General features: G+C 64.8%; 25 protein-coding genes. 10 read left to right on the top strand and 15 right to left on the bottom strand.

Features of this window, described 5'->3' with window-relative positions; translation table 11 throughout:
• Positions 1-50: 50 nt before the first annotated feature.
• Both U0042_RS25385 and U0042_RS25390 read right to left on the bottom strand, forming a co-directional pair.
• Entirely contained in the window at positions 51-1,016 is a 966-nt protein-coding gene (locus U0042_RS25385) for an aliphatic sulfonate ABC transporter substrate-binding protein (RefSeq protein WP_114814848.1), read from the bottom strand.
• Between the two features lie 23 nt (positions 1,017-1,039).
• Positions 1,040-2,395 (bottom strand): LLM class flavin-dependent oxidoreductase, encoded by a 1,356-nt coding sequence (locus tag U0042_RS25390; RefSeq protein WP_232833592.1) that lies wholly within the window; start codon positions 2,393-2,395, stop codon positions 1,040-1,042.
• Between the two features lie 326 nt (positions 2,396-2,721).
• Here U0042_RS25390 and U0042_RS25395 point away from each other — a divergent pair, with 326 nt between their 5' ends.
• The 4 genes from U0042_RS25395 to U0042_RS25410 all read left to right on the top strand — a co-directional run bounded on the left by U0042_RS25395 (position 2,722) and on the right by U0042_RS25410 (position 7,164).
• On the top strand, positions 2,722-3,945 hold the full coding sequence (locus tag U0042_RS25395) for an acyl-CoA dehydrogenase family protein (protein ID WP_114814847.1): 1,224 nt from the start codon (positions 2,722-2,724) through the stop codon (positions 3,943-3,945).
• A 133-nt stretch (positions 3,946-4,078) separates the two neighbouring features.
• The gene (locus U0042_RS25400; protein WP_114814846.1) at positions 4,079-4,426 is read left to right on the top strand and encodes a DUF3088 domain-containing protein; all 348 of its coding nucleotides are present in this window, start codon (positions 4,079-4,081) and stop codon (positions 4,424-4,426) included.
• The gene (locus U0042_RS25405; RefSeq protein ID WP_114814845.1) at positions 4,423-5,772 is read left to right on the top strand and encodes an LLM class flavin-dependent oxidoreductase; all 1,350 of its coding nucleotides are present in this window, start codon (positions 4,423-4,425) and stop codon (positions 5,770-5,772) included. The genes U0042_RS25400 and U0042_RS25405 overlap by 4 nt, the downstream gene beginning before the upstream one ends.
• Positions 5,773-5,808: 36 nt before the next feature.
• Positions 5,809-7,164 (top strand): LLM class flavin-dependent oxidoreductase, encoded by a 1,356-nt coding sequence (locus tag U0042_RS25410; RefSeq protein ID WP_114814844.1) that lies wholly within the window; start codon positions 5,809-5,811, stop codon positions 7,162-7,164.
• 91 nt (positions 7,165-7,255) lie between these two features.
• Here U0042_RS25410 and U0042_RS25415 read toward each other — a convergent pair whose 3' ends face one another.
• Positions 7,256-8,386 (bottom strand): porin, encoded by a 1,131-nt coding sequence (locus U0042_RS25415; protein ID WP_419150541.1) that lies wholly within the window; start codon positions 8,384-8,386, stop codon positions 7,256-7,258.
• Between the two features lie 449 nt (positions 8,387-8,835).
• On the opposite strand from U0042_RS25415, the gene U0042_RS25420 reads away from it, so the two are divergent.
• A protein-coding gene (locus U0042_RS25420) for an IS5 family transposase (RefSeq protein WP_155773625.1) occupies positions 8,836-9,641 on the top strand; the annotation gives its coding sequence in 2 pieces (ribosomal slippage) (positions 8,836-9,166 and positions 9,166-9,641; 807 coding nt in all).
• 355 nt (positions 9,642-9,996) lie between these two features.
• Here U0042_RS25420 and U0042_RS25425 read toward each other — a convergent pair.
• A protein-coding gene (locus U0042_RS25425; protein ID WP_327205003.1) for an IS5 family transposase occupies positions 9,997-10,802 on the bottom strand; the annotation gives its coding sequence in 2 pieces (ribosomal slippage) (positions 9,997-10,472 and positions 10,472-10,802; 807 coding nt in all).
• 90 nt (positions 10,803-10,892) lie between these two features.
• Here U0042_RS25425 and U0042_RS25430 point away from each other — a divergent pair.
• Together U0042_RS25430 and U0042_RS25435 are read left to right on the top strand one after the other, a co-directional pair.
• A complete protein-coding gene (locus U0042_RS25430; protein ID WP_198665397.1) occupies positions 10,893-11,048 on the top strand; it encodes a hypothetical protein in 156 nt (51 codons plus the stop codon).
• 295 nt (positions 11,049-11,343) lie between these two features.
• Positions 11,344-12,636: an NRAMP family divalent metal transporter gene (locus U0042_RS25435; protein WP_114814310.1), complete on the top strand. Its 1,293-nt coding sequence runs from the start codon at positions 11,344-11,346 to the stop codon at positions 12,634-12,636.
• A gap of 72 nt (positions 12,637-12,708) precedes the next feature.
• Here U0042_RS25435 and U0042_RS25440 read toward each other — a convergent pair whose 3' ends face one another.
• Together U0042_RS25440 and U0042_RS25445 are read right to left on the bottom strand one after the other, a co-directional pair.
• Positions 12,709-13,185 carry a hypothetical protein gene (locus tag U0042_RS25440; protein WP_198665396.1) on the bottom strand — a complete coding sequence of 159 codons (477 nt, stop codon included), beginning with the start codon at positions 13,183-13,185 and terminating at the stop codon, positions 12,709-12,711.
• Between the two features lie 705 nt (positions 13,186-13,890).
• Positions 13,891-15,855, bottom strand: coding sequence for a diguanylate cyclase (locus U0042_RS25445; RefSeq protein WP_198665395.1), 1,965 nt, complete (start codon positions 15,853-15,855; stop codon positions 13,891-13,893).
• Positions 15,856-16,250: 395 nt separating this feature from the next.
• Here U0042_RS25445 and U0042_RS25450 point away from each other — a divergent pair, with 395 nt between their 5' ends.
• Positions 16,251-16,523 (top strand): DUF1488 domain-containing protein, encoded by a 273-nt coding sequence (locus U0042_RS25450; RefSeq protein WP_114814307.1) that lies wholly within the window; start codon positions 16,251-16,253, stop codon positions 16,521-16,523.
• A gap of 36 nt (positions 16,524-16,559) precedes the next feature.
• Here the strand turns inward: U0042_RS25450 and U0042_RS25455 are convergent, their stop codons facing one another.
• A complete protein-coding gene (locus tag U0042_RS25455) occupies positions 16,560-16,769 on the bottom strand; it encodes a hypothetical protein (RefSeq protein WP_114814306.1) in 210 nt (69 codons plus the stop codon).
• Between the two features lie 480 nt (positions 16,770-17,249).
• Here U0042_RS25455 and U0042_RS25460 point away from each other — a divergent pair, with 480 nt between their 5' ends.
• Both U0042_RS25460 and U0042_RS25465 read left to right on the top strand, forming a co-directional pair.
• Positions 17,250-17,834 carry a Uma2 family endonuclease gene (locus U0042_RS25460; RefSeq protein ID WP_114814305.1) on the top strand — a complete coding sequence of 195 codons (585 nt, stop codon included), beginning with the start codon at positions 17,250-17,252 and terminating at the stop codon, positions 17,832-17,834.
• Positions 17,835-18,064: 230 nt separating this feature from the next.
• Positions 18,065-18,967: a sterol desaturase family protein gene (locus tag U0042_RS25465; protein ID WP_114814304.1), complete on the top strand. Its 903-nt coding sequence runs from the start codon at positions 18,065-18,067 to the stop codon at positions 18,965-18,967.
• Here the strand turns inward: U0042_RS25465 and U0042_RS25470 are convergent.
• The 8 genes from U0042_RS25470 to U0042_RS25505 all read right to left on the bottom strand — a co-directional run bounded on the left by U0042_RS25470 (position 18,964) and on the right by U0042_RS25505 (position 26,078).
• A complete protein-coding gene (locus U0042_RS25470) occupies positions 18,964-19,233 on the bottom strand; it encodes a hypothetical protein (RefSeq protein WP_114814303.1) in 270 nt (89 codons plus the stop codon). The genes U0042_RS25465 and U0042_RS25470 overlap by 4 nt on opposite strands.
• Before the next feature lie 123 nt (positions 19,234-19,356).
• Positions 19,357-19,512, bottom strand: coding sequence for a hypothetical protein (locus U0042_RS25475; RefSeq protein ID WP_198665394.1), 156 nt, complete (start codon positions 19,510-19,512; stop codon positions 19,357-19,359).
• A 35-nt stretch (positions 19,513-19,547) separates the two neighbouring features.
• A complete protein-coding gene (gene phbB / locus U0042_RS25480) occupies positions 19,548-20,291 on the bottom strand; it encodes an acetoacetyl-CoA reductase (protein WP_114814302.1) in 744 nt (247 codons plus the stop codon).
• A 183-nt stretch (positions 20,292-20,474) separates the two neighbouring features.
• A complete protein-coding gene (gene phaP, locus U0042_RS25485; RefSeq protein WP_114814301.1) occupies positions 20,475-21,047 on the bottom strand; it encodes a TIGR01841 family phasin in 573 nt (190 codons plus the stop codon).
• 12 nt (positions 21,048-21,059) lie between these two features.
• On the bottom strand, positions 21,060-21,194 hold the full coding sequence (locus tag U0042_RS25490) for a hypothetical protein (protein ID WP_327205004.1): 135 nt from the start codon (positions 21,192-21,194) through the stop codon (positions 21,060-21,062).
• A 51-nt stretch (positions 21,195-21,245) separates the two neighbouring features.
• Positions 21,246-21,443 (bottom strand): hypothetical protein, encoded by a 198-nt coding sequence (locus U0042_RS25495; protein ID WP_026122052.1) that lies wholly within the window; start codon positions 21,441-21,443, stop codon positions 21,246-21,248.
• 505 nt (positions 21,444-21,948) lie between these two features.
• Positions 21,949-24,297 carry an ATP-dependent DNA helicase gene (locus U0042_RS25500; protein WP_114814300.1) on the bottom strand — a complete coding sequence of 783 codons (2,349 nt, stop codon included), beginning with the start codon at positions 24,295-24,297 and terminating at the stop codon, positions 21,949-21,951.
• The gene (locus U0042_RS25505) at positions 24,294-26,078 is read right to left on the bottom strand and encodes a VRR-NUC domain-containing protein (protein WP_114814299.1); all 1,785 of its coding nucleotides are present in this window, start codon (positions 26,076-26,078) and stop codon (positions 24,294-24,296) included. The genes U0042_RS25500 and U0042_RS25505 overlap by 4 nt, the downstream gene beginning before the upstream one ends.
• Positions 26,079-26,117 lie beyond the last annotated feature (39 nt).

Here is a 26,117-nt window from a genome sequence, read left to right on the forward strand (position 1 = left end):
CGGTATCGACCACAACGTCTTCATCGTCGGCATCGGGCAGTCGCGGCAGATCAGCGGATGTCGATGATCGCCTCGCGCACGTCGATCCTGCGTGGAATGACGTGTTCGCGGTACGCGAGGTCGGCCGCGTCCTGCTGCGCTTTGACGACCTCGTCGGTAAGCGGATAGCGCACACCCCATTCCAGTCGCGGCAGTGCCCGCGACCACACGTCGAGGCGCACGCCTGTGTTCTGCGCCAGAAACTCCGCCGTCTGCGTGGGATGAGCCAGCTCCAGCGCGGTCTGCCGGTCGAGCACGTCGAACAGCAGACGCAGCGCGCCGGGATAGCGCCGCGCGAATTCGCGCGAGCCGATGTAGAAGCCGTACTGCGGCACCGAAAGCTGGCCGATGGTGAGGATCGTGCGGGCACCGGTGGCGAGTTCGGTATCGGCGTAGCGGGGGTCCGGCACGGCCCACGCGTCGATGAATCCGCGCTCGAACGCGGCGCGCGCGTCGCTGTAGTTCAGGTAGACGAACTGCACCGCCGAGGGCGGCAGGCCGGCGTCGGCCAGTGCCTTCAGCACGAAGAGATGGCCTTGCGATCCCTTGGCGAAAGCGATTTTTCTGCCCTTCAGGTCTTCGATCCGCTGCACGGGCGAATGCGCGGGCACGATCAGCCCGTAGCTCTTTTGCAGCCGCGGAGCAAAAGCGACATACACGACGCCCGGCGCCGCGCCCGCCTGCGCGAGGATAGGCGGCGTGGAACCGACCGCGCCCACATCCACGTCACCGGTGTTGATGGCTTCGACAAGCGGCGCGCCATACACGAACTCTTTCCATTTGACCGTCACGCCATAGGGGGCGAACGCCTTTTCCAGTTCGCCGGATGCGCGCAACGCGACGAGCGGGTCGCCCTTCTGGATGCCGATGTCGATGACGGACGGCCAGACGGCGTCGGCGAACGCCGGCAGTTGCAAGCCGAGACAAAGGGCAAGCGCGGCGAGTACTTGCCACAAGCGGCAGCGAAGGGCAGACATGGTGGACGAGAGGGCGGTTCGGTTCAGGCCGCGAAATGCGGGTTGAGCGGACGGGCGAGCCCGTAGTGACCGCGCAGCGTGTCGGCTTCGTATTCGCGCCGCAGGCGCCCACGCTTTTGCAGGATAGGCACGACATGATCGACGAAGATATCGAACTGCGCAGGCAGGACGGGCGGCATGACGTTGAAGCCATCCGCGGCGCGGCTCTCGACCCAGTCCTCTATCTCGTCGGCGATACGTTCCGGCGAGCCCGCAAGGGTGAAATGACCGCGCGCGCCGGCCAGTTGCCGCAGCAGCGTCCGCAGCGTTGGCCGCTCGCGCGCGACGAGGTCCGTGATGACGGCCGCGCGGCTCTGTGCCGCCTGGACGGTGGACGGATCGGGAAAGTCGTCGCGCGAGAGCGGCTGGTCGAGTGCCAGCGCGGAGAAGTCGTGGCCGCCGAAACGGTTCGAGAGGCGGCTCAGGCCCACGTCGATGTCCGTGAGGTCGTTGAGTTCTTCTAGCAGTGCCTGTCCCTGCGCATCAGTCGAGCCGATCGCGGCGCTCAGGCCCGGCAGGATCACGATGTCGTTTTCGCGCCGGCCGGCGACGACGGCGGCCTGCTTGAGCTCTGCGTAGAAGTCGATGGCCGACGCCTTCGTGAGGTGAGCCGTGAATACCGCTTCGGCATGACGTGCCGCGAACGCCTTGCCCGTCGGGGAGGAGCCGGCCTGAACCAGCACCGGCCACCCTTGCGGTGAACGCGGCAGATTGAGCGGGCCCGCCACGCGATAAAAGTCGCCTTGCCAGTCGATACGGCGCACCCGCTCGGGGTCGAGGAAGCGGCCCGTCGCCGCGTTGTCGATGATCGCGTCGTCGGCCCAGCTGTCCCAGAGTGCTTTGACGACCTGCACGAATTCTTCCGCGCGCGCGTATCGCTCGCTGTGTTCGGGTGTGCGTTCGTAGCCGAAGTTGGGACCGGCGCCGCCTACCCAGGAGGTCACGATGTTCCAGCCGACGCGGCCGCCCGAAATATGGTCGAGCGAGGCGAACTGGCGCGCGAGATTGTAGGGCTCGGTGTACGTCGTGGATGCCGTGGCGATCAGCCCGATATGCGTGGTCTCGCGCGCGAGCGCCGCGAGCGCCGTGATGGGTTCCAGCGCGCCGCTCGCGACGTGGCGGGCGCCGGCGCCCAGTTCGAGCGCATCGGCAAAGAAGATGGAGTCGAATCGGCCGGCCTCCGCGCGCCTCGCCAGGTCGGCGAAATAGCTGATGTCGGTCAGCGCCTTGCGTGTAGCGCCCGGATGACGCCAGCCCGCTTCATGATGCCCGCGGCCGTGAATGAACAGGTTGAGATGGATGGGGCGTGACATGAGCGTGCTGTGTGTGCGTTCGGCCATGCGGCTGCCGGCGCGATTGCGGCGAAGAAGGATGGGCTCGATGGCCGGCGTCTCATTCTATTGAGGACGCGGCGCCATCCAAACGAACGAACACTGATATCGATATGGCGCCGCGCGCAGGCAGCGCGATACGTTCCCGCGTCACCGTCGGGCGAGACCCTGTATCCCCGTCATTTCGCCGAGACGAATAACGTAAGCGCAAATGGGTGGTTATCGGCGCGCAGGCGCGCCCCTATACTCGAATGCCTGTCTGCCGTCGAACCGTCGATGCCGGGTGCGCACGCCTGTCTGAAGGTTCGGTACAAGCAAAGCTCAAGGAACCACGCATGCCCGCTCACGACTTCACGCATTCTTCCGCACGTACTCCGCTCGAAGCGGCGCTCGCCGGGTTGCCCGCGCTCGCGAAAGCGATTGGAGAGGGCGCCGCCTCGCGCGAGGCGCGGCGCGAATTGCCGTTCGACGCCTTCGCGTTGTTCAGGCAATCGGGCCTGGGGCGTTTGCGTCTTCCCGCCGAATGGGGCGGCCTTGGCGGCTCGCTCGAAGACGAATTCCACGTGATCGCGGCAATTGCCGCCGAAGAGAGCAACGTGGCCCACGCCCTGCGTATCCATTTCGACCAGATCGAGGCGTTGCTTCTTTCGCCGCGCACTGCGTTCAACGAGGTGCAGATCCGGCGCGTGGCTGAGGGCGCGATCTTCGGGGGCGCGTCGACGGAACTCGGCACGTCGCGTCCCGGCGAAATCACGACGCAGCTGCGCCGCGAGGGCGAGCACTTCCGGCTGAGCGGCCGCAAATACTACGCAACGGGCACGGCATTCTCGGACTTCGCGCGTCTCAACGTGCAGGACGAGAACGGCAATCCCTTGATCGCCATCGTGCCCGTCGACCGCGAAGGCTTTCGCGTGCTGGACGACTGGGACGGCATGGGCCAGAGAATGACGGCGAGCGGCAGCCTCGAATTCGAGAATCTGCTCGTGCACGCGGACGAAGTGACGCCGCGCGTGCAGACGAACCTGGCAGGCCGTCACGGCGGTGCGCTGCGGCAGTTGCATCTGGTGGCGGTGGCGGCGGGCATTGTGCGCAACGTCGTGGCCGACGCTAAAAGCTTCGTGCTGCGCCATGGCCGGCCGGTGCTGCATAGCCCGGCGCCCACCGCTCGCGAAGACGCGTTCATCCAGCAGGTGATCGGTGAGCTGACGGCGCATAGCCACACGATCGATGCGCTGGTCCGCGACAACGCGCGTGTGCTGGAGCGCTCGTCGCAGGCTATCCGCAACGGCGTGTCCGATGCCGATGCGTTGGTACTGGAGGGTGCGCTCGCAACCGCGCGCACGCAACTGGTGGTCAGCAAGCTCGCGCTCTATGCAGCCGAGCGCATGTTCGAAGCAGGCGGTGCGTCGGCCACTTCGCGCGCGCACAACTTCGACCGCCACTGGCGCAACCTGCGCACGATCTTCAGCCACAATCCGCTGACGCACAAAGCGCGCGTGATCGGCGACTACGAGCTGAACGGCGTGACCACGCATCTGGCCGAGGGTCGCGTCTTCTAGCGGTGCAGGCGCGCAGTGCATCGCACGATGCCATAGCGCAGGGCGCCATATGGATGTGCCGATTTCTTTGTGGCCGCAGGTCAGCCGGCGTTCGACAATACCTCTGTCACGTTCAACCAGGGTGCACCACGCGATGAGCCGCGACCTTCTCCTGTTGCTCGAACCCGGATTCACCGACCCGCGCTATCCGGGCGAACGTTTCATCTGCCCGGACGGCGCGCCCATCGAAGGGCTGCTCGCGAGCGATCCCGCACGTGCCGCGCGGCTTGACGTACGCCGCGTGCCGTTCGAGCGTCCGCGCGCGGCGGTCATCGCGGCGCTCGACGAGGCGCATCAGTCATTGCCCGTGCTCGTGCTGGGCGACGAGCCGCCCGCGCCTGCCGATGCGCAACGCCTGGGCGAGCGGCGCTTCGTGACCGACACGCAGCGAATTCTTGACCTGCTCGCCGAGCGCCACGGCTTTCCGAAGGTGCACCGATGAGCCTTGCCGCAACCGGTGCCGGGCCGCGCCGCCTGCATCTGAACGTCAACATCCTTCACTCGGGCTTCGTTCCGTCTGCGTGGAGGCTTGCAGAAGCCGACCCGCGCGCGTTCATCGACGTGAACCACTACGTGCGCGTCGCGCAGATGGCCGAGGCGGCGAAGTTCGACGCGGTCTTTCTGGCAGACAACGCGGCGATCGTCGACCAGATCGATTTCCGCCCCATCACCGCGCTCGAGCCGACCGTCCTGCTCGCCAGCATTGCCGCGGCGACCACGCGCATTGGCATGATCGGCACGGCATCGACGAGCTATAACGAGCCCTACAACATCGCGCGGCGCTTCGCGACGCTCGACCACGTCAGCAACGGGCGCGCGGGATGGAACGTCGTGACGACGGCCGACCTGCCGTCCGCGCGCAACTTCGGCCGCGATGCGGTACCCGATCATGCGCAGCGTTACGAGCGCGCCGACGAATTCACCGGCCTCGTGAAGGCGCTATGGAACAGCTGGGAAGACGATGCGTTCGTGGGCGACAAGACGGGCGGCCGTTTCGTGGATGTTACGAAGGTGCATCCCGTCGCGCATCGGGGGCGCTACTTCGATGTGCAAGGTCCGCTCAACCTGCCGCGCTCGCCGCAAGGGCATCCCGTCCTCGTGCAGGCGGGCGGTTCCTCCGATGGACGCGATCTCGCCGCGCGCCATGCCGAAGCGGTATTTTCAGCTTCGCAGTCGTTCGAAGAATCGGCGGCGTACCGGCGCGACCTCAACGCGCGCGCCGCGGCCTACGGTCGGCCGGGCGTGAAAGTGCTGGCCGGACTCACGACCATCATCGGTGCAACCGAAGCTGACGCGGTGCGCCGCCGTGACGAACTGGTCGACCTGATTCCGTGGCGCTACAGCCTGAACCGTCTCGCCGGCACGCTCGGTATCGCGGTGGAGCGGCTGACGCTCGACCAGCCACTGCCTCACGATCTCGCGTTGCCCGCAGGAGGCAACGGCAATCACACGTTCTTTCATGCGACCGTCGCGCAGGCCCGCCGCCACGGCTATACCGTGCGCGAACTGATCCGCTCGCTCGCGGGCGGAACGGGGCACCGCGTGATCGTGGGCACACCCGAGCAGATTGCCGACGACATCGAGCACTGGTTCAAGGGCGGCGCGGCCGACGGCTTCAACCTGATGCCCGACGCGCTGCCGGACGGCCTGCGCGACTTCGTGGAGGGCGTGGTGCCCATCCTGCAAAAGCGCGGCGTTTTTCGCACCGAATACGACGGCACGACGCTGCGTGAGCACCTTGGCCTCGCGCGTCCGTACACGGCGGGGTCCTTGCTCAAACGCGCCTGAAGTCCGGCGCTCCATTCGTTTTCATCCATTCCGATCATGAGTTCACGCAAGGGTCATCTGCGTCTTGGCGCTTTTCTCTATCCGGGCGGACATCACATCGCCGCATGGCGGCATCCCGACTCGGCCGCCGACGCCGGCCGCAATTTCCAGCATTACGTCGAACTCGCGCAGGCCGCCGAGGCCGCGAAGTTCGATCTGGTCTTTCTCGCGGACGGTGCGGGCACGCGGGGCGACAACGTCGATTTTCTGAGCCGCACGGCGCATAGCTACGTTGCGCAGTTCGAGCCGCTGACGCTGCTCTCCGCGCTCGCGGCCGTGACAAAGCGAATCGGCCTTGTGGGAACCGCGTCGACCACCTTCAACGAGCCGTATCACGTCGCGCGCAAGTTCGCGTCGCTCGATCACATCAGCGCAGGGCGGGCAGGCTGGAATCTCGTTACGTCGTCGAGCGCGCACGAAGCGAAGAACTTCGGCTTCGACGAGCATCTGGCCCACACGCGGCGTTACGAGCGCGCCGTTGAGTTTGCGGAAGTGGTGGAAGGCTTGTGGGACAGTTGGGACGAGGGCGCGTTCGTGCGCGACAAGGCGTCGGGCCGATTTTTCGATCCGGCGAAGCGGCATGTGCTCAACCATCGCGGCGAATTCTTCAACGTCCGCGGGCCGTTGAACGTGGAGCGTTCGCCGCAAGGCCGGCCCGTGGTGGTGCAGGCGGGCTCGTCGGAGGCGGGCAAGGCGCTCGCCGCGCGTACCGCAGAAGTGATTTTCACGGCGCAACAAACGCTGGAGGATGCGGTCGCGTTCTACGCGGACGTCAAGGGTCGCATGGCCGCCTATGGACGTGAGCCGGATGACCTCAAGATCATGCCCGGCGTCATGCCGATTGTCGGGGCCACCGAAAGCGAGGCGCGCGAGAAGTTCGAGGCGCTGCAGGCGTTGATCGATCCTGCCGTCGGCCTCGCGCTCGTATCCACTGTGACAGGCGGCTTCGACCTGTCGGGCTATCCGCTCGACGGTCCGATTCCGGAATTGCCCGAAACCAACGCGAGCAAGAGCCGCCAGCAGCTGACGCTTGAACTCGCACGACGCGAAAACCTCACCATTCGCGAGCTCTATCTGCGTGTCGCGGGCGCACGCGGACACTGGCAGGTGGTGGGCACGCCCCGGCAGGTCGCCGATGCGCTCGAAGAGCGCTTCGTCCACTACGGTGCCGACGGCTATAACGTGATGCCGGCGCTGCTGCCCGGCGGCCTTGATGACTTCATCCGGCTCGTACTGCCGGAGTTGCGGCGGCGGGGGCTCTTTCGCAGTGAATACGAAGGACGCACGTTGCGTGAACACCTTGGCTTGAGGCAACCCGTTTCGCGCTACGCGCGCGAAACGGTGACGCCTTGAAGTGCCGCCCGCGAGGTGCCCCTGACGCCCCTCACGCACCGCTTCGATCTCGTGAGGGGACATTCTTCAGGCAGCCGGCTTGTCTCGTTCGTCAGAACCTGCGCCGCAAACCGACCGCCGCGACGAGCTGGTTCGGACCGGAAGCACGGGAGAAGTTCGCGATCTGCGCGCCACGGATGCCGGTTCCGGCCAGCGCGTTGGCGCGTTGATAGACCGCCTCGGCGTAGACGTCTGTCGTCCGCGACAGGAAGTAGGTGTTGACGATACCGACCTGATGCCACTTCGGATAGCGGACGCCCGTTGGCGTAGCGAAGCGGCCCGCCGTAAACGTATAGGCGGCCGAAACCTCCCAATTTGGCAGCACGGTATAGCGCACGTTCACCTCGATATTCTGGAACCGCACATCGTCGCCCGGCAGGCTGATCGCGGTATCGACAACGTTGTTGATGGACGTGGCGTGATCGAGCCGCGTCTCGCTGAGCACGAGGCCCGCCGCACCCTTGCCGAAGTGGAACAGACCTCCCGCAGCCCACGTGCGCTGACGGGCCGCATTGAACGGCGCGCCCGCCGGTACGGCGCCGTTCAAGTTAGCCGTGGACTGATTCGACGCGTTGTTCAGCTGCAAATAGCCGGCGCCCAGATCGAGATTGCCGTATTGATACGACGCGCCAAGACTGTAGGCGCGATTGTTGTCGAAGGCTCCCGCCTGGTTCGAAAAGCCATAAAGCGCACCCAGTTTGAGGGTGCCCAGCAGCGGGCTCACGTACTTGACCGAATTGTTGATGCGAGTCCAGTTGTCGAGGTTGTCGTTGTCGAACACGTGCGAGAAGGCCGTGCCGCCATAACGTGTTCCTCCGAGGGAAAACGGTTCGACGAACTGCACGACCTCGTCGAACTGCCGCCCCACCGTGAGCGAGCCTAGCGATTGCGACTGCAACGCAAGCCACGACTGGAAGCCGAACAGCCGGCTTTGCTGTGAAGCCGTGCCGGTCGTCGGTGAAAAGCCGTTGGCCAACATGAAAGCCGCGCTCAGGTCTCCACTGAGTTCTTCCTTGCCCGACAGGATCCATCGGCTGCCATTGATGTCGCCGCTCTTGGCCTGCCAGGCGCTCTGATGCCCCTGCGTATTGCCGGCGTCGCTCACATAGGCGATACCCGCGTCGATGATGCCCGAAAGCTGCACCGATCCCTGTGCCCACGTAGCGGAGCTTGTCGTCACCATCAACGCTCCGGCGAGAGCGATGGTATAAGTTGCCCTGGAAATTCGTGCTTGTGTCATCGTCCGTTGCTTGTTTTCTGTTGTATGTAATTCGGCCTGCGAATTATCACGGTTGCTGGTTGGCAAATATTCGTTACGAAGCGCGTCTCGATACAGTGCGAAATCCGGAAGAGTCCTTTGTGGTGCGCAGGAAACCCATCGGAGGCCATACGGCACGAGCTACAGCTTGCGATCCGTTTTTTATTTATAAGGATGTCTCGAATTCTCGTTTGACAGCGCCATCCGGATGGGGCGGTAGCTTCGTGCGAAGCGTGCGGTATCGACCATCTTTCGGATTTGAGACATACCAACAAGGCCGGTTCCGATCAGTTCACTTCGATGTCAACGGCAGAAGCTCTAAGAGTCGCTAACACAACCTGGACATGCAGCCATGAAAGCCATATCCTGGCGTGATGTCCAGACGAAAAATCAGTAATGAACTATGGGCGGCGTTGGAGCCGCTGATTCCGTTGTTCGAGCCGTCGCCCAAAGGTGGCCGACGCCGCACGGTTGATGACCGTGCAGCATTGAACGGCATCCTGTATGTCCTGCAAACAGGCATCCCGTGGGAAGACCTGCCGCAGCAACTGGGTTTCGGCAGCGGGATGACATGCTGGCGACGACTGCGGGACTGGCAGGCCGAAGGCGTATGGGAGCAACTGCATCTGGCGATGCTTCGCCGGTTGCGTGAGCATGACCAGATTGATTGGGAGCGGGCGAGCCTTGATGCCGCTAGCGTTTCCAGCCCCCGGGGGGGCAGGAAACCGGCCCGAACCCGACAGACCGGGGCAAGCTCGGGTCGAAACGGCACATCGTCGTAGATGCACGCGGTATTCCTCTGGCCATCACGGTCACGGGTGCCAACCGCCACGACTCGATGGCGTTCGAGCCCACGCTCGATGCCATTCCGGCAGTCTCGGGCCTCAATGGCGCGCCCCGTAAGCGCCCAGACAAGCTGCATGCGGACAAGGGATATGACTTTGCACGTTGTCGGCATTATCTGAAGCAGCGCGGCATCACGGCACGTATCGCCCGACGCGGGGTGGAAAGCCGCGAGCGGCTCGGACGGCATCGCTGGGTGGTCGAGCGCACGCATGCCTGGTTTGCCGGTTTCGGCAAATTGCGCATTCGTTTCGAACGGCGTCTCGACATTCATATGGCGTTGCTTTCCCTGGCGGCTGCCGTTATCTGTTCACGCTTCGTTGACGACTTGTGTTAGCGACTCTTAGCTTCGCCACTGTGAGCATCGCCGCTGTGTAGCCCCCGTTCCGGCTCATCGTTTCGGTCTCAGTGTTCTCTGTTCCTTTGTTTCAACGTTTACCGCTCCCACTACGATGACGGCGGCGGGAGCGATCCCAACAGCCTGCTAGAACGTGTACTTGATACCACACGCGCGCAAGTATCTGCGAACTGCCTGACGATAATCCAGCCGAACCGGCGATATACGCGTTGTCGAACAATGTACCAGTACCGCCTGAGGCATGTTGGTACACAGCCGGCGCATAAAGGTCGGTCCGCTTGAAAGGAAATAATCAACCATCAGTCCACCTTGATGCCATTTCGGCTTAGAGTCGCTAACACAAGTCGTCAACGAAGCGTGAACAGATAACGGCAGCCGCCAGGGAAAGCAACGCCATATGAATGTCGAGACGCCGTTCGAAACGAATGCGCAATTTGCCGAAACCGGCAAACCAGGCATGCGTGCGCTCGACCACCCAGCGATGCCGTCCGAGCCGCTCGCGGCTTTCCACCCCGCGTCGGGCGATACGTGCCGTGATGCCGCGCTGCTTCAGATAATGCCGACAACGTGCAAAGTCATATCCCTTGTCCGCATGCAGCTTGTCTGGGCGCTTACGGGGCGCGCCATTGAGGCCCGAGACTGCCGGAATGGCATCGAGCGTGGGCTCGAACGCCATCGAGTCGTGGCGGTTGGCACCCGTGACCGTGATGGCCAGAGGAATACCGCGTGCATCTACGACGATGTGCCGTTTCGACCCGAGCTTGCCCCGGTCTGCCGGGTTCGGGCCGGTTTCCTGCCCCCCCGGGGGCTGGAAACGCTAGCGGCATCAAGGCTCGCCCGCTCCCAATCAATCTGGTCATGCTCACGCAACCGGCGAAGCATCGCCAGATGCAGTTGCTCCCATACGCCTTCGGCCTGCCAGTCCCGCAGTCGTCGCCAGCATGTCATCCCGCTGCCGAAACCCAGTTGCTGCGGCAGGTCTTCCCACGGGATGCCTGTTTGCAGGACATACAGGATGCCGTTCAATGCTGCACGGTCATCAACCGTGCGGCGTCGGCCACCTTTGGGCGACGGCTCGAACAACGGAATCAGCGGCTCCAACGCCGCCCATAGTTCATTACTGATTTTTCGTCTGGACATCACGCCAGGATATGGCTTTCATGGCTGCATGTCCAGGTTGTGTTAGCGACTCTTAACGGAGGGGCTGGTCCCCTCCTCACGGGGAATCCGATGAAAAGACTTATCGCAGTCGCCGTCATGGCGACGGGCGTGCTGGCCGGTTGCGCGGTGTATGTGCCGGACGCTCCCGGCGTGGTCGTTCACCCGCAAGGCGGTCCGGGCAACGGCTTCTGTCCGCCGGGACAGGCCAAGAAGGGCAACTGCTAGAGGACATCACGCAGGAACATCGAGGGCGCCGCAGGCGCCCTTCGTTTTTTTGGAGCGACGTGCCGCCCCATGCTTTGTAACCGATGGTAAGTTGTGCAGAGGCAATATGCCCGCAGCCCTGTCGTGCCATGCAAGATGCGTTGACGCCATCGCGCTCGAGGCAATTACATCGGACAACACAATAAGATGCGCCACTGTCCTCCGCAGACCTCAGCGTGAACGAATGACGGCAAGCATGCGCCGCACGGGAACGCACATTGCTGGAGTCCCGCCACACTGTGCTCGAGACCCAACGATGGATAACGACAATGGCCACGTGCGCGAACCGGAAACCGTGGATACGGCGGATCAATCCTGGCTGAAGAGACTGGGTCCGGGTTTGATCACGGGCGCGGCAGACGACGACCCGAGCGGCATCGGCACCTACACGCAAACCGGCGCGCAGTTCGGCTTCGGTCTGCTGTGGACGGTGCTGCTCACCTATCCGCTGATGGTGGCGATCCAGATGATCAGCGCACGGATCGGGCGGGTGACGGGCAAGGGGCTCGCGTCGAACATCCGGCAGTTCGCACCGCGCTGGGTCGCGGTGCTGCTCGTGCTGTTGCTCGTGGTTGCGAACACGATCAACATCGCGGCGGATCTCGCGGCGATGGGAACGTCGGTGCGTCTGGTGGTGGGCGGTCCGCAGCAGCTCTATGTCGTGGTGATCGGCGTGGCGTCCGTCGTGCTGCAGGTTTTCGTGCCTTACGAGCGGTACGCGCAGATCCTCAAATGGCTCACGCTGGTGCTCTTCTCGTATGTTGCCGTGGCGCTCGTGGTGCCCGTGGATTGGCGCGAGGTCGCAACGGCCATCGTCCGTCCGCACGCCACGCTATCCGCGGCTTACCTGACCGCCGTGGTCGCGGTATTCGGCACGACCATCAGCCCGTATCTGTTCTTCTGGCAGGCATCGCAGGAAGTCGAAGAGATGCGCGCCGCGCCCGGCGACGCGCCGCTCAAGCGCGTGCCGCAACAGGCCACCGCCCAGTTCGCGCGAATCAGCGCGGACACGTGGACCGGCATGGCTGTCTCGAACGGTATCGCGTTCTTCATCATGCTCACGGCGGCTTCCACCTTGTACAGCCATCACGTCGAGATCAAGACGTCGGCCGACGCCGCCCGAGCGCTGGCGCCGATCGCCGGCAAATGGGCGTCGCACGTGTTTGCACTCGGCATCCTCGGCACGGGGCTGCTTGCGTTGCCGGTGCTGGCTGGGTCGGCGGCGTACGGCATGGCCGGTGTGTTCCGCTGGCGCAGCAGCCTTGCGCTGCGCCTGCTGCTCGCCCGCGAGTTTTACAGCGTGATTGCCGTGGCGATTCTCGGCGGCGCCGCCATGACGTTCTTCCACTTCGATCCGGTGAAGGCGCTTTACTGGAGCGCCGTGATCAACGGTGTCGCCGCCGTGCCCGTCGTGATCGTGGTGATGCTGATGGGCACGAACGCACGCGTGATGCGCGAGTTCGCGGTGACGGGATGGCTCAGGACGGCTGGGTGGGCCGTCGCCGGCATCATGGCGGTCGCTGCAGCGGGCACGCTGCTTCCGGGGTAAGTGATGTAGAGGCGGCGCGAGCCCGGTGGCGGCGTGAACGCCACCTATGTCGGTGTAACGCGCCGCGTGTCGTTACTTCGAGCCGGCTGCGATGCGCTCGCTGAGAAACCGCGGAAATCCGTTCTGTGTCGCGACGATCTTTCGTGCGCAGTCGTCGTAGTCCGCGCCCATCGCGCGATTCGGGCCGTACATGCCGCGGCACTGTGCGTAGAGCGTGATAGTGGCGCCGCCGCCGTGCGGCACGCGCGTCGCAGAAAAGGCGGCTTTGCCCGAGCCGCCGGGCACGTCGGTGTCGATGGTTTCGCTGTTCGTGGCGACGATCGAGGTGGCCGAGCGTTGCGCGATGTAGTCGCGTGTGAGCGCCCAGGCCTTGTCGCACTGCGAGGCGTCGCGGCATGAGACGGTCGCGGCACGTTGCGCCGCCTCGAGCGCGTCCTCGGTGCGGTTGAAGTCGAGCTCACGTTGCGCGTCCTTTTCGGCCGACGACATGCAGCCTGCAAGCGCGAATGCAGCGGATGCCGCAAGTGCGGCGGCGATGATGGTCCTCACGGATCGAACTCCCCAATCTGGTTCGAACGCGATTATAGAGGGCGAGGGGAGGGTGTCGCGGTCGACGTGCGCCCGACGACGCACAAATGGATACGGCCGCTCGCGTCCTTGCGGATCGAGCGGCCCGAACTGCGTATTGCCTGCTTGCGTCTACCTGCTACAACCGGAACCACAGACTGCAACTGCTTCGTGCAACAACAGCGTCAAATGCGCAAAACGGACTGCCTCAACCAACCACGTACAGCCAACCACGTACAGCCAACCACGTACAGCCAACCACGTACAGCCAACCACGTACAGCCAACCACGTACAGCCAACCACGTACAGCCAACCACATACAGCCAACCACATACAGCCAACCACCACAACCGACTGCAACTACCGAAACCCACCACAACGAGAAACAACTGAAAAACCCACTGCGTGTGACTGCAACTTCAAGACTGCTCGTGCTGCGACTGATATCAACGGTACTGGTCCACCACACCCCGGAGGGGAGCCGGGGATGGAGCCGATGTTCGCGCTCCATGGAAAACAGTGTAGGCGTTGCGCGTGCAATCCAATTGGTCGAAAGGGGCAACGTATGGCGCCTAATTTGGGCAATTGATCGAAGCGGGCGCAGCGGCGCTCAACCTTGGCGCACCCCGGCTCAGAACCCGGCCTGGACCCACGCCCTCGTGCAAACCCGAACCGTTGCCACCCGCTCAAAGCTCGGCCGTCAGCCATCCCTGACTGGCAATGCGGTTTCGGCCGAGGCGCTTCGCCCGATAGAGCGCTGCGTCCGCTGCGCCCACCAGCATGCGGACGGTGACGTCCGCGCCGCTTCTCGCCGCCGCCACGCCTACGCTCACCGTCACGGTCTGCCGGCTGCTCGCCGCGTGCGGAATGCGTTGCAGTTCGACGCCGCAGCGAATGCGTTCGGCAATCTCGACGGCATCGTTGGGGTCGCTGTCGCCAAGGATGATTGCGAACTCCTCGCCGCCATAGCGCGCCGCGATGCCGGCCTGCGGCACCGCGGCCGCAATGGCGCTCGCCACGGCGCGCAGACAGTCGTCTCCGGCCTGATGACCGTAGGCGTCGTTGTAGGCTTTGAATTCGTCGATGTCCACGAGCAGCAGCACGATGCCTGCGTTCGCGTCCTGCGTGTCGACCGAAAACAGACTGCGCTTGAGTTCGATATCGAAATGGCGCCGGTTGTAGAGCCCCGAGAGTCCGTCGACATAGGCAAGGCGCTTGAGCTCGATCTGCTCGGCCTCCCGCCGCTGCTCTTCGAGGGTGCTGGCGTTGATGTCGCGCATGGTGAACGCGAGTGCGTCGAACGGCCGGTGCGGCAGCGTGAACGCGGGCGACAGCAGGCTCTGCACCCAGATGTGCGAGCCGTTCGCGCGTCGCGCGCGATAGCGGATCGCAACTTCGCCGCGGTCTCGCTGCACAGCTTCGATGGCGGACTCGACGGCGCCACGGTCGGCCGGGTGAACGAGGCCGAGCACGCCCGTGCCCATGAGCGCAGCGGGCAGGTAGCCCAGCTTCGACTGAACGCGCGGTGACACGTAAGTTACCGTGCCGTTCAGCGAGAGTTGCATAACCACGTCGTCGGCGTTTTCGGCCAGCGCGCGGTAGCGCTGCTCGCTTTCGCGCAACAGGTCGAGCAGCTTGCGGCGTTGCGCCTGGAGCGCATTGATCGGAAACGCCATGCCGAGCGCCGCGAGCACGAAGAGCTGCAGTGCAATGATGCGAGCATGATTCGACTCGTGATGCGGTTCGATCCACAGCGCCGCTTGGCCATGGAGGGTGAACGCCATCGCAATGGCGATCAACAGCAGCACGCCGACGAACACGGCGCCAAGCTCGGCTTCGAATGCGAGCACGGCCACGGGCGGCAGCGCCCAGTACGTGAGGCGCCAGGTGCCCTGGCTGAATACGATCAGCGTGACGCCGGCGAGCAACGCCAGCAACGCGAGCGTGCGGTTGCGCCGCTCAGAGCGCCAGAGCGCCCTCAACTCGCCGGAAAAGAACACCAGCGCCGCAGGCGTGAAGATCGTCATGCCGAGGGCGTCGGCGACGACCCAGTCGCGAAACGAGGCGAACGGATGGGCACCGAACCGCACGTGAAGGAGCGACACCGCAACGGCCCCGGACACGGCGGGCGCAAGCACGACGGCGCCGGCCATGAACGCGAGGCATCGACGCGGCCGCGCCAGCTCAGCCGTGCTCGCCACGCGTGGCGCGAAGAGCAGGGCGATGAAGACCTCGATGATGTTGGCGGCGACGAACGAACACGACACGTAGAGGGAGTCGCCTTGCGTCAGGTCGGCGCCGAGAAAACCCAGCGCGCCGCCTGTCAGCACGTAGAGCCGGCGCGTCTCCCGAGTCGTGAGGGCCTGCGCGAGCAATACGCCGTTAGCCGCCCAGATAGGCAGCACTTCGCCCGACACGGCGCGCACGGCACCGCTACCCAGACAGATCAGAAAGGCGAGTACGGCGGCCAGCGCGAATGCGCCAAGGCGCGTATCCAGCGCGGGATGAACGGCCGCAGCGGCACGCGTAGCAGCGGGGCGCGCATCGTCCGCAGGATCGCGTGGCCCAAGCGGGACCGGCGGCACAGCGGCCGTGGCGACGTCCAGAAGATCGTATTGCGCGTCGGCGACTCGCCGGAGTTCATGCAGCATGCCTGTTCCCGATTCAGCGGTCGCGCTTGATTTGTCCATATTCTGTTCACGCTTTAACCGATGTATACGGCATTCCTTACCGGTTATTTAGACTGACGAATAAGCCATGGCGAATCCGATGATGTAGAGGGAATGTCGAATCAGATTTGAGACGCGCCGATGGACGTTCGTCTTTACCGTGTTTGCCGTGCGCGCATGGAGGCATCGCGGCACTTTTACCGCTCGCGTGAGCGCATGACGACAGGCTTGCCCCGCGCGGCTGCGCGGCCGACGGGCAAGCGGCGGAGGCAACGGGTTTTGCTTGAGAATGAGGTTGTGTCGCCTGTACGATAGGGTGCTGCTGAAGTGCAGGTCGGGGCGCGGGTCGGCCGAAAAAATTCTGGCGAGTTCTCATCGTGGAAACCCTTGAACGTGAACCCGGCGTTTCGCCGGATGGACGCACTGTGGTCTTTTTCCTGTCGAGTCGAGGTCGCGACATCGAATGTGCCATTACGCGCGACGCACTCGAACAGCATTTCTGGGTACAACCAGGCGACAGCGAATTGCGCGTTCTCAAGGCATTTACCGATGGCCGCAAACGCATCGTCGCTGTCGCGGAGCGCAAGATGCTCACGCACCGGGGCGAGCGCGTGATGTTGACCGCCGCCGACTTCGGCGTGCGCAAATAGTCAGCTCAACGTCCGCTCAATCGGTCATTTAATCGGCTATTGCGATTCGAGCGCGTTGCAGCGCGCCTGGGCGGTCTCGTCCGGGTACTGGTCGCGATACGCGTCGAAAATCTCTGCGCACAGTTGCGCAAGCGCCGCTACGTTGACGGCCTGATCCGCATGCTCGATTTCCCTCGCGCCCAGTATGTCGTCGAGGACCGGAGCAAGACGGCGCAGTCGCTGAAAGGTCGCGTCGTCGAGTTTCATGGTGGACCTCCGGTAGGTGGCGCCGGAGCGGGGCAAGACATGCTGTGCTGCTGTGCCCGCCGGCGAGCTGTGGTGTTCGTTGCGGTGATGCACGCGCGGCGCATTTCAGCCATGCACCGCGACACTGCATCGAGACGGGCCATCCGCTGGCGCCGTCGCCGCGCAAGCCAGGCCGTTCCGGTCCCGGAAGCGCTGATTCGACACGTCGCGCCGTGTGTTCGTCAGACGGCGCTGTCGCGCCGCACAACGAAGCCTCTACGTCTTCGACTTCAATTCGCGCCCCGTTTATCACCCAGGCGGGTGGCCGGTTTGCGGGGCGCGATCCTGCCCGATGACGCGGCGGAGTCGATCCGACCCCCAGCTGGAAAGGCCTCGAAGCAACATTGAGCATACCCTGGATTGTGCGCTGCACACATACTTAATAATTGTTAAGAGGCGGGGAGAGGGGATACGCTTAGGTGACTTCCCGATGAGACGCTTATGGGTACGCCTTCTCTTCTGGACCGCAACGGATTGCTGACTTGCTGGCGCCGGCTCGGCGCGGACGCGGGCTGGGCCGCGCCGGACGGCCATGAACGGTACGAAGTCGACGAAGCCGGCGAAGCCGTGATCCAGTCCCCACCGTCCGCACGGCGGCAGATCGTGCTTACGGACGCCTATTGCCAGCTCACCGAACAGATCGGCCATCTCGCCGTGATGTTGGCGGCAGTGACCACGCCTTCGTATGGCATCAGAATCGCCGACGTGGTCTGGATGCCGTGCGAGAAATGGGAAACGTTCGACCGGGACGCGCCCGTGCCGTTCGTGCCCGACCTTTGCGTCGAAGTGCTGCTGGACCGCGACCGGCGCGACGACGTGGAGCGCCTCCTGGCCGCTTATTTCGAGGGCGGATGCAGCGAGGCGATTCTCGTAGACGTGCACGGTCAGGTGCAGTTCTGGGGCCCGGGCGGGCGCCGGCCGGCTTCGGTATTCGGCATCGTGCTCGCCTTCGATCCTCTGTACTTCGCGCTTGCCCACGGGGCCGCCGCGGACCTTCCTGGCCGGGACGCACGTTTCGACCGTTGACGTGCTGACGTCGACACGCTGACACGCTCGCGCGACGGCATGGCGGCGAGGCGATCGCCGCAGCGTACGGTCGCGCGCTGCACCGGTCGCGCCGCGCTCCGCGACGCCGACCCGATCCACGTGCTCCACGCCATTCCGCGCTCAAGATTCCCCACCATCTGCCGATCACTCAAGGCAGACAACGAGGCATTTGCCGCGCGCCGCAGTGTGCGTATGCCCACGGGAAGGGGATGAAAACGACAATGGGTAACGGCTTTCCGGCCACCGCGGCACACTGGCTCGCAACCCTGCCGACGGACTTCCTCGCTTCGCTCACGACGGCCGGTGCCGTGCTCGGCGTCGCAATCGCGATCGAGGCGCGCGTCCCGCATGCGCGGGCGCCCTCGGCGAAGCACGCGTGGTTCAACGTGCGATACATGTTCGCCATGCTCGTGTTGCTGGCATTGCTGCGGCCCTTCGCGCTCGGCGTTGCGCTAGGCATTACACAGACACTGGGCGGCGGATGGGTGACGTTTCGCGAGGGAGCGGCGGGCTGGTGCGAAGCGTTTGCCGCGGTGCTGCTGACCACCGATCTGCTCGAATACCTCTTTCATCGCGCGCAGCATCGGTTCGCCGTGCTCTGGCGCATGCACGAGCTGCATCACAGCGCGACGCATTACGACGTCACGCTCGGCTACCGGCACTTCTGGCTGGAGCCGCTCATCAAGACGGCGTTGCTGTATCCGCTTGTCGGCATCGTCTTCAAGACACCGACAGGTGTGGGGATGGCAGTGGGCATGGTGTTTCTCGTGAACCACCACGTGGCGCACATGAACCTGCGGTTTTCGCCGCGACGGTTCACTCTGCTCGTGAGCCATCCGCAGTATCACCGGCTGCATCATTCGCGGCATGCCGCCGACTACAACCGCAATTTCTGTGACCTGCTGCCGCTGTGGGATGTGGTGTTCGGCACGCTGCACAGGCCGCGACCCGACGAGTTTGTCGAGATCGGTCTGGATTCGCATGCGGCGCCACGGAGCATCGGCGATGCGCTGCTATGGCCCTGGCGCCGTGAATCACGTGCGTCGTCTGCCGCATCTGGTCCGGCGGCAACGGCTGAAGCCGCCGTTTCGGGGCTTGCCGAGCGCCGTTAGCCGCGCTCGCCGGTATCGACGCCGGCCTGTGCCGCGCCTTCCAGGAAGCGTCGCGTTGCCTCGAACGACTGCAGCATCTGATCGGGCCACGGCGTTTGCAGCATGACGGCCTGGTGGTTTTCGAATGCGGCAGAGAGGAGCTTCGCGAGTTCGGGCGAGCGCAGATGCCGAAGCAGCACGCTGACCGCGATGGCGGTTGCCTGGCTTGCGCCGGCTGTTTGCAGTTCGGAAGTGGTGAGTGCGGCGAGCTGTTTGTTGATGTCCATACGATTGCCTTCAGGTTTCGCTGCGCCGATCGGCCGGCGCAGCGGTCCCGATTTTGACACGGACCGGCAGAGCGGCCACGCAGTGGTGCCCGGAGGCGTCGCCACAACGGCTCGCGACGGCGCTCAATGCCGCGAGTACCACCCGTGCCGCCGCACGTCGATCAGCCCGAGCCGGAGCTTCTTGCGCCGCCATTGCTCGAGGCGGTAGTGTCCCGCGACGAAGACCGCGGCCATGGCGAGCGCACACGATCCCACGACGATAGCCATCGTCTCGTTCATTGCAGTTCTCCGTAGACGGTTTGGCGGACGCGCCGTTACTGGAGATACTGACCGCCGTTGATGGCGATGTTCGCGCCCGTCACGAACCCGGCCTCGCGCGAGCAGAGGTATGCGACGAGCGCCGCTACTTCGTCGGGGTCGCCGAGTCGGCCCACCGGAATCTGCGGGATGATCTTCGTTTCGCGGATCTCTTCAGGCACGGCCATCACCATCTTCGTTGCGATGAAGCCCGGCGACACGGTATTCACCGTGACGCCTTTCTTCGCCACTTCGAGCGCCAACGCCTTCGTGAAGCCGTGCATGCCGGCCTTCGCGGCCGCATAGTTGGTCTGCCCGAAGCCACCCTTGCTGCCGATGATCGACGAGATGTTGACGATGCGCCCCCAGCCGCGCTCGACCATGCCGTCGCATACGGGCTTGGTCATGTTGAACACAGAATCCAGGTTGGTGCGCAGCACGGCGTCCCAGTTGACCTTGTCGAGCTTCTTGAAGCTCGCGTCGCGGGTGATGCCCGCGTTGTTGATCAGGATGTCCACCGGTCCCACTTCGCTCTGGATCTGCGCGACGCAGCGCGTGCACGAATCGAAGTCGGCCACGTCGACCGGATAGGCGCGGAACTGCCGCCCTTGCGTTTCCATGCGAGCGAGCCACCCTGAGGCATCGGTGTTATTCGGAGAGCAGGTGACGACCACGGCGTAGCCCGCGTCGTGAAGCCGCGTGCTGATCGCTTCGCCAATACCGCCCATGCCGCCCGTCACTACGGCGATCTGCTTTGCCATCGGTTTTTCCTCCAAAACGGCGGCACCGCGAGCATGGGCACGCGACACCGCCTTCGGCCAACACACGAATTCGCACCGGCGCGAGCAAAGCGCCGGTGCCCCGATATGCAATCAGCTTGAAATAAGGAATCCTGTCTTTGCAGGACGAAACAAGAAGCACGGGCGTGAGCGCCCGTGCTTCGTTTAGCGCTTTGCCGTGCTGGCGGCGGCTTGCTCGGCGCTGCGCCGCGCAGCCTTCGAGGCCGCGGTGGTGAGCGCTTCGAGGTTGCTTTCGGTGACCTGCATGGCCTGTTTGCTGGCCTTCTGCAGCGTGTCGTAGAGCGTGGACGTGGTGCCGATGGCCGACTTCCATGCCGCGATGGCGGCTTCGGACCCCGCCGGCGCGCTCTTGCCCGCTTCTTCGACGAACGCCTGGAAGCGTCCGTTATAGCGCTCGTACTGCGCTTCCGCGATTTGCGCGAGCGAGGCCTGCGTGGCCGACGCGATGTCGAACACATGGCGGCCGTAGGTCATCGCTTTCTCGGTGAGCGGCGCGACGAGCGCGGCTTGCAGCGCGATCCATTCCTGCGGGTTGGCCGAGCACTCGACCGCCTTGAGCGCATTGCCCTGCGCGTCGGCGAGATTCGATTTCGCCGCCTGCAGGTTCAGCGAGGCGAGTTTTTCCGCGCCTTCGAAGAGCGCGTTCGCGAACGCGAAGAACGCGTCGGCATTGGCTTTCTGTGCGGTGACGATCTGGTCCTGACCCGGTAGAGCCATGATGAAACTCCTCTAGAGCCGGTGCCGCGCGAGCCGTTGACGATAGCGGCGCGCATGGCGACGGCGGGTGGCAATGTCGGGACGACGATGCACGGCATGCATGGACGTCACGAGCGATGAAAACTGATCGAACTTCGTGTACAGCAAGTCGGCTGCGGCGAGTCAGGGGCGGCGCAGCCGCGCGAGCGCCGCGCCTTCTCAATGAGAGCGGTCGAATGCCTTCAAGAAGGAATCGCCGTCGCTCGTCAGGCGGGCGCGACGTTGGCCGCAGGCCAGTTCTTCCAGCGAGACGAGCTGCCGTTCGAGCAGCGCGTCCAGTTCGGCGCGGCTGAAATCGACCTGGTCCGGCGCCTCTTTAACCAGCATCAAAGTGGCGAATTCATGTGGACTCAGCATTGCGTCTCCAGTGTCGGGTGTGCCGGGTTTGGCTTTCCCAGGCAGGAATTACCTGAAAACCAATGGGGCAGGAAAAATCGGCTAATTCCAGTAAATCGGCGTATCTCGGCAACGGGAGTGCCATGATAACCGCACAATTTTGGAATGCAATATCGGCGGTACATTTTCTTGCATCGGGACAAATGGCGCCGTATTAATCGAACGAGCGTACACCCGTGCCGCAAGGGCACGTCGGGCGTAGGCGTCCGACGACGCTCGGCGCCCCCGCGATTATGTATGACGAATTCAATTCAAATGGAATAATAGTACTTTATCGCGCGGAAAATGCTGCCGGGCGGGGTTTTAATGTAGGGCTGAATTGAGTAACTTTTATTACATCGATGCGGAGTTTTCTCGCGACCGATTACGCATATCCTCATATGCGGGCATTCGCTCGTTTGCAGAATTTCTGTTCGCTTTTACGGCTGGAAAGGGACGCGCAAGGCGCAACGGCTTCGCTGCCCCTTCAAGGCAGCAGGGCGACCGCACCGGCGCGCCTCGTGCCGACGGACCACGTTTGCACGCGCCACCATGCGGGCAGCAGGGCGCGTACGTCGGCGCGCGAGAAGCGATCGTCGAGCAGGTACACCACGCCGCGATCTTCCGGCGTGCGGATCACGCGGCCCGCGGCCTGCACGACTTTGCGAAGGCCGGGGATGAGATAGGTGTAGTCGAAACCGGCGCCGTAGAGCTGCTGCATACGCTCGCGCATCTGTTCGTTGACGTCGTTCACCTGAGGCAGGCCCAGCGTCGCAATGAAGGTGCCGATGAGCCGCGTGCCGGGCAGATCGACGCCCTCGCCGAAGGCGCCGCCCAGCACCGCAAAACCCACGCCGCAGCCGTCCGGTACGAAACGCGCGATGAAGGCCTGTTGCGCTGCTTCGTCCATCGTGCGTGACTGCAACCAGACAGGCGCATGCGCATGCCGCGACGTGAAGACGTTCGCCGCGCGTTCCAGGTAGTCGTAGCTGCTGAAGAAACACAGATAGTTGCCGGGCTGTCGCGCGAACTGCTCGCCGACCAAGTCCGCAATGGATGCAAGCGAGCCTTCGCGGTCGCGATAGCGCGTCGAAATGCCGCCCGTCACGTAGACGTCGAGCTGCGCAGCGCTGAACGGCGACCCGATGTCGACGCTCACGGTCTCGTCGGGCAGGCCGAGCATGTCGGCGTAGTAGCCCGAGGGCGCGAGCGTGCCCGAGAACAGCGCGACGCAATGCGCCTGCGCCATGCGCGGTCGCAGCGCGCCGGCCGGCACGACGTTTCTCACGCAGAGCGTGGAGCGCTTGCTGCGCGCGCCGCGTACGGCGTGCGGCGGGGCGAGCGTGACGTCGAAGAGCGAGTGCTGATCGAAGCGCTCGGCAAGACGTGCGAAGTGCAGGGCGTCGAAGTAGAACCGTTCGAGTTCGGCGTCGTGCGGCTGCGGATGTTCCGCGAAGTAATCGCCGATGGTGGCGCAGGCCTGCTCGAGCGCGGCGATGAGGTCGGCGGGCAGCGTGTCGCCCGCGCGATACGACTCCTGCTGCGCGGCGTGCAGCGCATTCCAGCGCCGATGCACGCGCATGAGCGCATTCGCGAGCGGCTTGGGCGCACGGCGCCGCACGGCGTCGAGCCGGGTCTGCACGAGTTCGGCCGAATACATGCTGCGCGCACGGTCGGGCAGGTTGTGCGCCTCGTCGACGAGCACGCCGACGCGCCAGCCGTTCTGTGCGCCGAGCATGGGCAGCAGGGCGCTCACGTCGAAGTAGTAGTTGTAGTCGCCCACCACGACGTCGCTCCAGCGCACCAGTTCCTGGCTCAGGTAGTACGGACACACGCCGTGGTCGAGCGCAATGGCGCGCAGCGCGGCGCGGTCGAGCCGCCTCGCGGCGACGGCGGCGTGGCGCGCGGCAGGCAGCCGGTCGTAGAAGCCGCGCGCGAGCGGACACGATTCGCCGTGGCACGCCTTGTCGGGATGCTCACAGGATTTCTCGCGCGCCACGAGTTCGATCACGCGCAGCGGCAGGGCCGCGGTTGCGTCGACGGCTGGGTCTTCGGGTGCGCCCTGAGCTTGCGCGAGTCTTTGCAGCGTATCGAGCGCCAACTGTCGCCCGGAGCTTTTCGCCGTGAGGAAGTAGAGCTTGTCGAGCCCCGCGCGCGGACACGCCTTCAAAAGCGGAAACAGCGTGCCGATGGTCTTGCCGATGCCTGTGGGCGCCTGAGCGAGCAGGCAGCGTCCGCTTACCGCGGCGCGATAAACCGACTCCGCGAGCGTGCGCTGGCCGCTGCGAAAGTCGTCGAAAGGCAGGCGCAGCGCGGTGAGCGCCGCGTCGCGCGCGGCCCGATGCGCCATCTCGGCGCGGGCCCACGCGAGGAAGCGGCTGCAATGGTCGTCGAAGTGCGCCTTGAGGTCGCTCGCCGTGGCGGCTTCCGTCAATACGGTTTCGCGCTGCGTGCCGATGTCGTAATAGACGAGCGCCAGTTCGATGGCATCGAGCCCGAGCTTTTCGCACAGCAGCCAGCCGTAGATGCGCACCTGCGCCCAGTGCAGCGCGCGATGGTTGTCGCGCATCGCATCGAGGTCGCCGCGGTAGGTCTTGATCTCTTCCACGCGACGGGCCAGCGTGTCGTAGCCGTCCGCGCGGCCACGTACAGTGAGTTCGCCCCACGTACCTGACACGGCCACCTCGGTTTCGTAATGCGCAGGGCGACGGCCCGCGACGACGAGGTGGCCGGCGCGCCCTTCGTCCGCGGTAGGCGAAGGCGTGAAGCGCAGATCGAGATCGCCGCGTTTGGCGGTGTACTCGCAGAGCGCGCGCACGGCGACGGTCCAGCTCATGGCTGCGGCTCCCAGGCCGTCGACGCGCTGTGCGGCGCGGCTTCAGCCGGCATCTGTGCCGTTTCCTCCCATCGCACGTGCAGCACCGACACCGGCATGCCATGCGCGGCGCAGTATTCGAGCCAGCGCAGTTGGTTGTCCTGCAGACGGTCGCCGGGGCCTTTCACTTCGATCAGCGCATAGCGCCGCTCGGCAGGCCAGAAGCGCACGAGGTCGGGCAGCCCCGAGCGGTTTGTCTTCAGGTCCGCGAGCAGCCGTTCGAACCACAGCCGCAGATGCGCGGCCGGAAAGCAGCGCAGCGCAAGGTCGAGCAGTTCGGGCGTCAACATGCCCCACGCGACGAACGGCGACTGCATGCCGGCCTTCATCGTGAAGTGGGCCCTGATGGTCTGCACGTACTCGCCCGACTCGAGTTCGGCGAGACACGCGGCGAAGAGCGGCGCGCGCCGGGCGACGAAGTCGGGCGCATGCAGATCGGCCGGGCCGCGCTGGAACGGGTGAAAGAAGGCGCCGGGCAGCGGCGCGAAGAGCGCGCGCCAACACAGCAAGCCGAAGAGTGCGTTGATGAGCGTGTTCTCGACGTAGAAGGCCGGCGCATCGGACGAGGAGAGCCGCTCGCACGCGATGTCTTCGACGCGCGTTGGCCGCTCCGGCGCCAGCACCTGTATTTCGTCGCGTACGAGAGGCGAGCCGGAGCCGGTGTTCTGGCGACGCACGCGGCTGCGTTGCAGGCGCGCGAGCGTGCGGGCGTTGCGCTGCGCTTCCTCTTCGCTCTCGGGCGCTGTGGCGATGTGCTGCGCGAGAGCGAGCGCGTCGCCGCGCCGGCCGAGCGCTTCGAGCACGCGCACGCGCCGATAGCGGGCGCCCGGATAGCGGCAACGCTCGTAGACTTGCAACGCCAGGTCCCAGTGACGGCGCCGCTCGCCCTGCTGACCGATGGCGAAGAGCAGCTTTTCGCGGCGCGTGTGCAGCCAGGCGTTGTCGCTCGTGCAGTTTTCGGCGGCTTCCATCAGCGCCATCAGAGCGTCGGGTTCGTGCGCGCTCTCGAGTGCGTCGCGCAAGGCATCGAGCGCGAGATAGACGTCCACGTCGGCACGCGTCTGAAACGCGCGCGACGTGCTGTCGAACGGCACGGCCTCGTAGCGCATCACGCCCAGGTCGGCGAGCACGAATTCCGACCAGTCCTGATGAAGGTTGCCGAAGAAAAGCAGCCGCAGACGCTCGCAGAGCGGCGCGACGGCAAGGCGAAAGACGTGATCGTCCGCAGCGGGGCGCCAGTGGCGGTAGGGGCAGGCGATGGAGGTGTCCCGCGTGTCGCCCTCCCTGTCGGGTAACGCGTGGCGCAGCGCCTCGACCAGCGCGGCCTTCGTCATGCGCCCATGCCCGGGCGGCGGCCATGCGGTGGGCGGTTCCTGGCCGTTGTTCTGACCGGACGCGCCCGCCGCTACGGACGGCAGTTCGCCGCGCGTCAGCAGCGCAGCGAGTTCATCGACGGCGAGCAGCGGCTGCGCATCGATCCAGCCCAGCGCGACGAGCGGTTGCGCCGCCGTCACGGGGCAGCCGATCTCGTCGTAGCGCAGCCGGGTCGTGCGAAAGAGCGGCCCCTGGCGCATGAGCATGCGTGTGAGAAGCGCCTGCGACGGTCGCTCGAGCATCTCGAATCGTTCGATGAAGTGCCGTTCCTCCGCGCCGAGCAGATCCGCCGAGCGGGCGCCGATCCACGCGAGCGCCCGCTGGAAATTGGCGAGGTAATAGAAAGGGTCCGAAAGGGGCGGGCGCACGCTGCGACAACTGTATGGATATACAGCTATGATAGCAGC

Origin of the sequence: Paraburkholderia kururiensis (assembly GCF_034424375.1) — a bacterium.
In the GTDB taxonomy this organism is placed as follows: Bacteria; Pseudomonadota; Gammaproteobacteria; order Burkholderiales; family Burkholderiaceae; genus Paraburkholderia; species Paraburkholderia kururiensis_A.

What these genes read in the sequence shown, in the direction of transcription:
- U0042_RS25385 (WP_114814848.1), bottom strand. Translation starts at nt 1,016, where the DNA reads ATGTCTGCCCTTCGCTGCCGCTTGTGGCAAGTACTCGCCGCGCTTGCC.
- U0042_RS25390 (WP_232833592.1), bottom strand. Translation starts at nt 2,395, where the DNA reads ATGGCCGAACGCACACACAGCACGCTCATGTCACGCCCCATCCATCTC.
- U0042_RS25395 (WP_114814847.1), top strand. Translation starts at nt 2,722, where the DNA reads ATGCCCGCTCACGACTTCACGCATTCTTCCGCACGTACTCCGCTCGAA.
- U0042_RS25400 (WP_114814846.1), top strand. Translation starts at nt 4,079, where the DNA reads ATGAGCCGCGACCTTCTCCTGTTGCTCGAACCCGGATTCACCGACCCG.
- U0042_RS25405 (WP_114814845.1), top strand. Translation starts at nt 4,423, where the DNA reads ATGAGCCTTGCCGCAACCGGTGCCGGGCCGCGCCGCCTGCATCTGAAC.
- U0042_RS25410 (WP_114814844.1), top strand. Translation starts at nt 5,809, where the DNA reads ATGAGTTCACGCAAGGGTCATCTGCGTCTTGGCGCTTTTCTCTATCCG.
- U0042_RS25415 (WP_419150541.1), bottom strand. Translation starts at nt 8,386, where the DNA reads ATGGTGACGACAAGCTCCGCTACGTGGGCACAGGGATCGGTGCAGCTT.
- U0042_RS25430 (WP_198665397.1), top strand. Translation starts at nt 10,893, where the DNA reads ATGAAAAGACTTATCGCAGTCGCCGTCATGGCGACGGGCGTGCTGGCC.
- U0042_RS25435 (WP_114814310.1), top strand. Translation starts at nt 11,344, where the DNA reads ATGGATAACGACAATGGCCACGTGCGCGAACCGGAAACCGTGGATACG.
- U0042_RS25445 (WP_198665395.1), bottom strand. Translation starts at nt 15,855, where the DNA reads ATGCTGCATGAACTCCGGCGAGTCGCCGACGCGCAATACGATCTTCTG.
- U0042_RS25455 (WP_114814306.1), bottom strand. Translation starts at nt 16,769, where the DNA reads ATGAAACTCGACGACGCGACCTTTCAGCGACTGCGCCGTCTTGCTCCG.
- U0042_RS25460 (WP_114814305.1), top strand. Translation starts at nt 17,250, where the DNA reads ATGGGTACGCCTTCTCTTCTGGACCGCAACGGATTGCTGACTTGCTGG.
- U0042_RS25465 (WP_114814304.1), top strand. Translation starts at nt 18,065, where the DNA reads ATGAAAACGACAATGGGTAACGGCTTTCCGGCCACCGCGGCACACTGG.
- U0042_RS25470 (WP_114814303.1), bottom strand. Translation starts at nt 19,233, where the DNA reads ATGGACATCAACAAACAGCTCGCCGCACTCACCACTTCCGAACTGCAA.
- U0042_RS25475 (WP_198665394.1), bottom strand. Translation starts at nt 19,512, where the DNA reads ATGAACGAGACGATGGCTATCGTCGTGGGATCGTGTGCGCTCGCCATG.
- phbB (WP_114814302.1), bottom strand. Translation starts at nt 20,291, where the DNA reads ATGGCAAAGCAGATCGCCGTAGTGACGGGCGGCATGGGCGGTATTGGC.
- phaP (WP_114814301.1), bottom strand. Translation starts at nt 21,047, where the DNA reads ATGGCTCTACCGGGTCAGGACCAGATCGTCACCGCACAGAAAGCCAAT.
- U0042_RS25495 (WP_026122052.1), bottom strand. Translation starts at nt 21,443, where the DNA reads ATGCTGAGTCCACATGAATTCGCCACTTTGATGCTGGTTAAAGAGGCG.
- U0042_RS25500 (WP_114814300.1), bottom strand. Translation starts at nt 24,297, where the DNA reads ATGAGCTGGACCGTCGCCGTGCGCGCGCTCTGCGAGTACACCGCCAAA.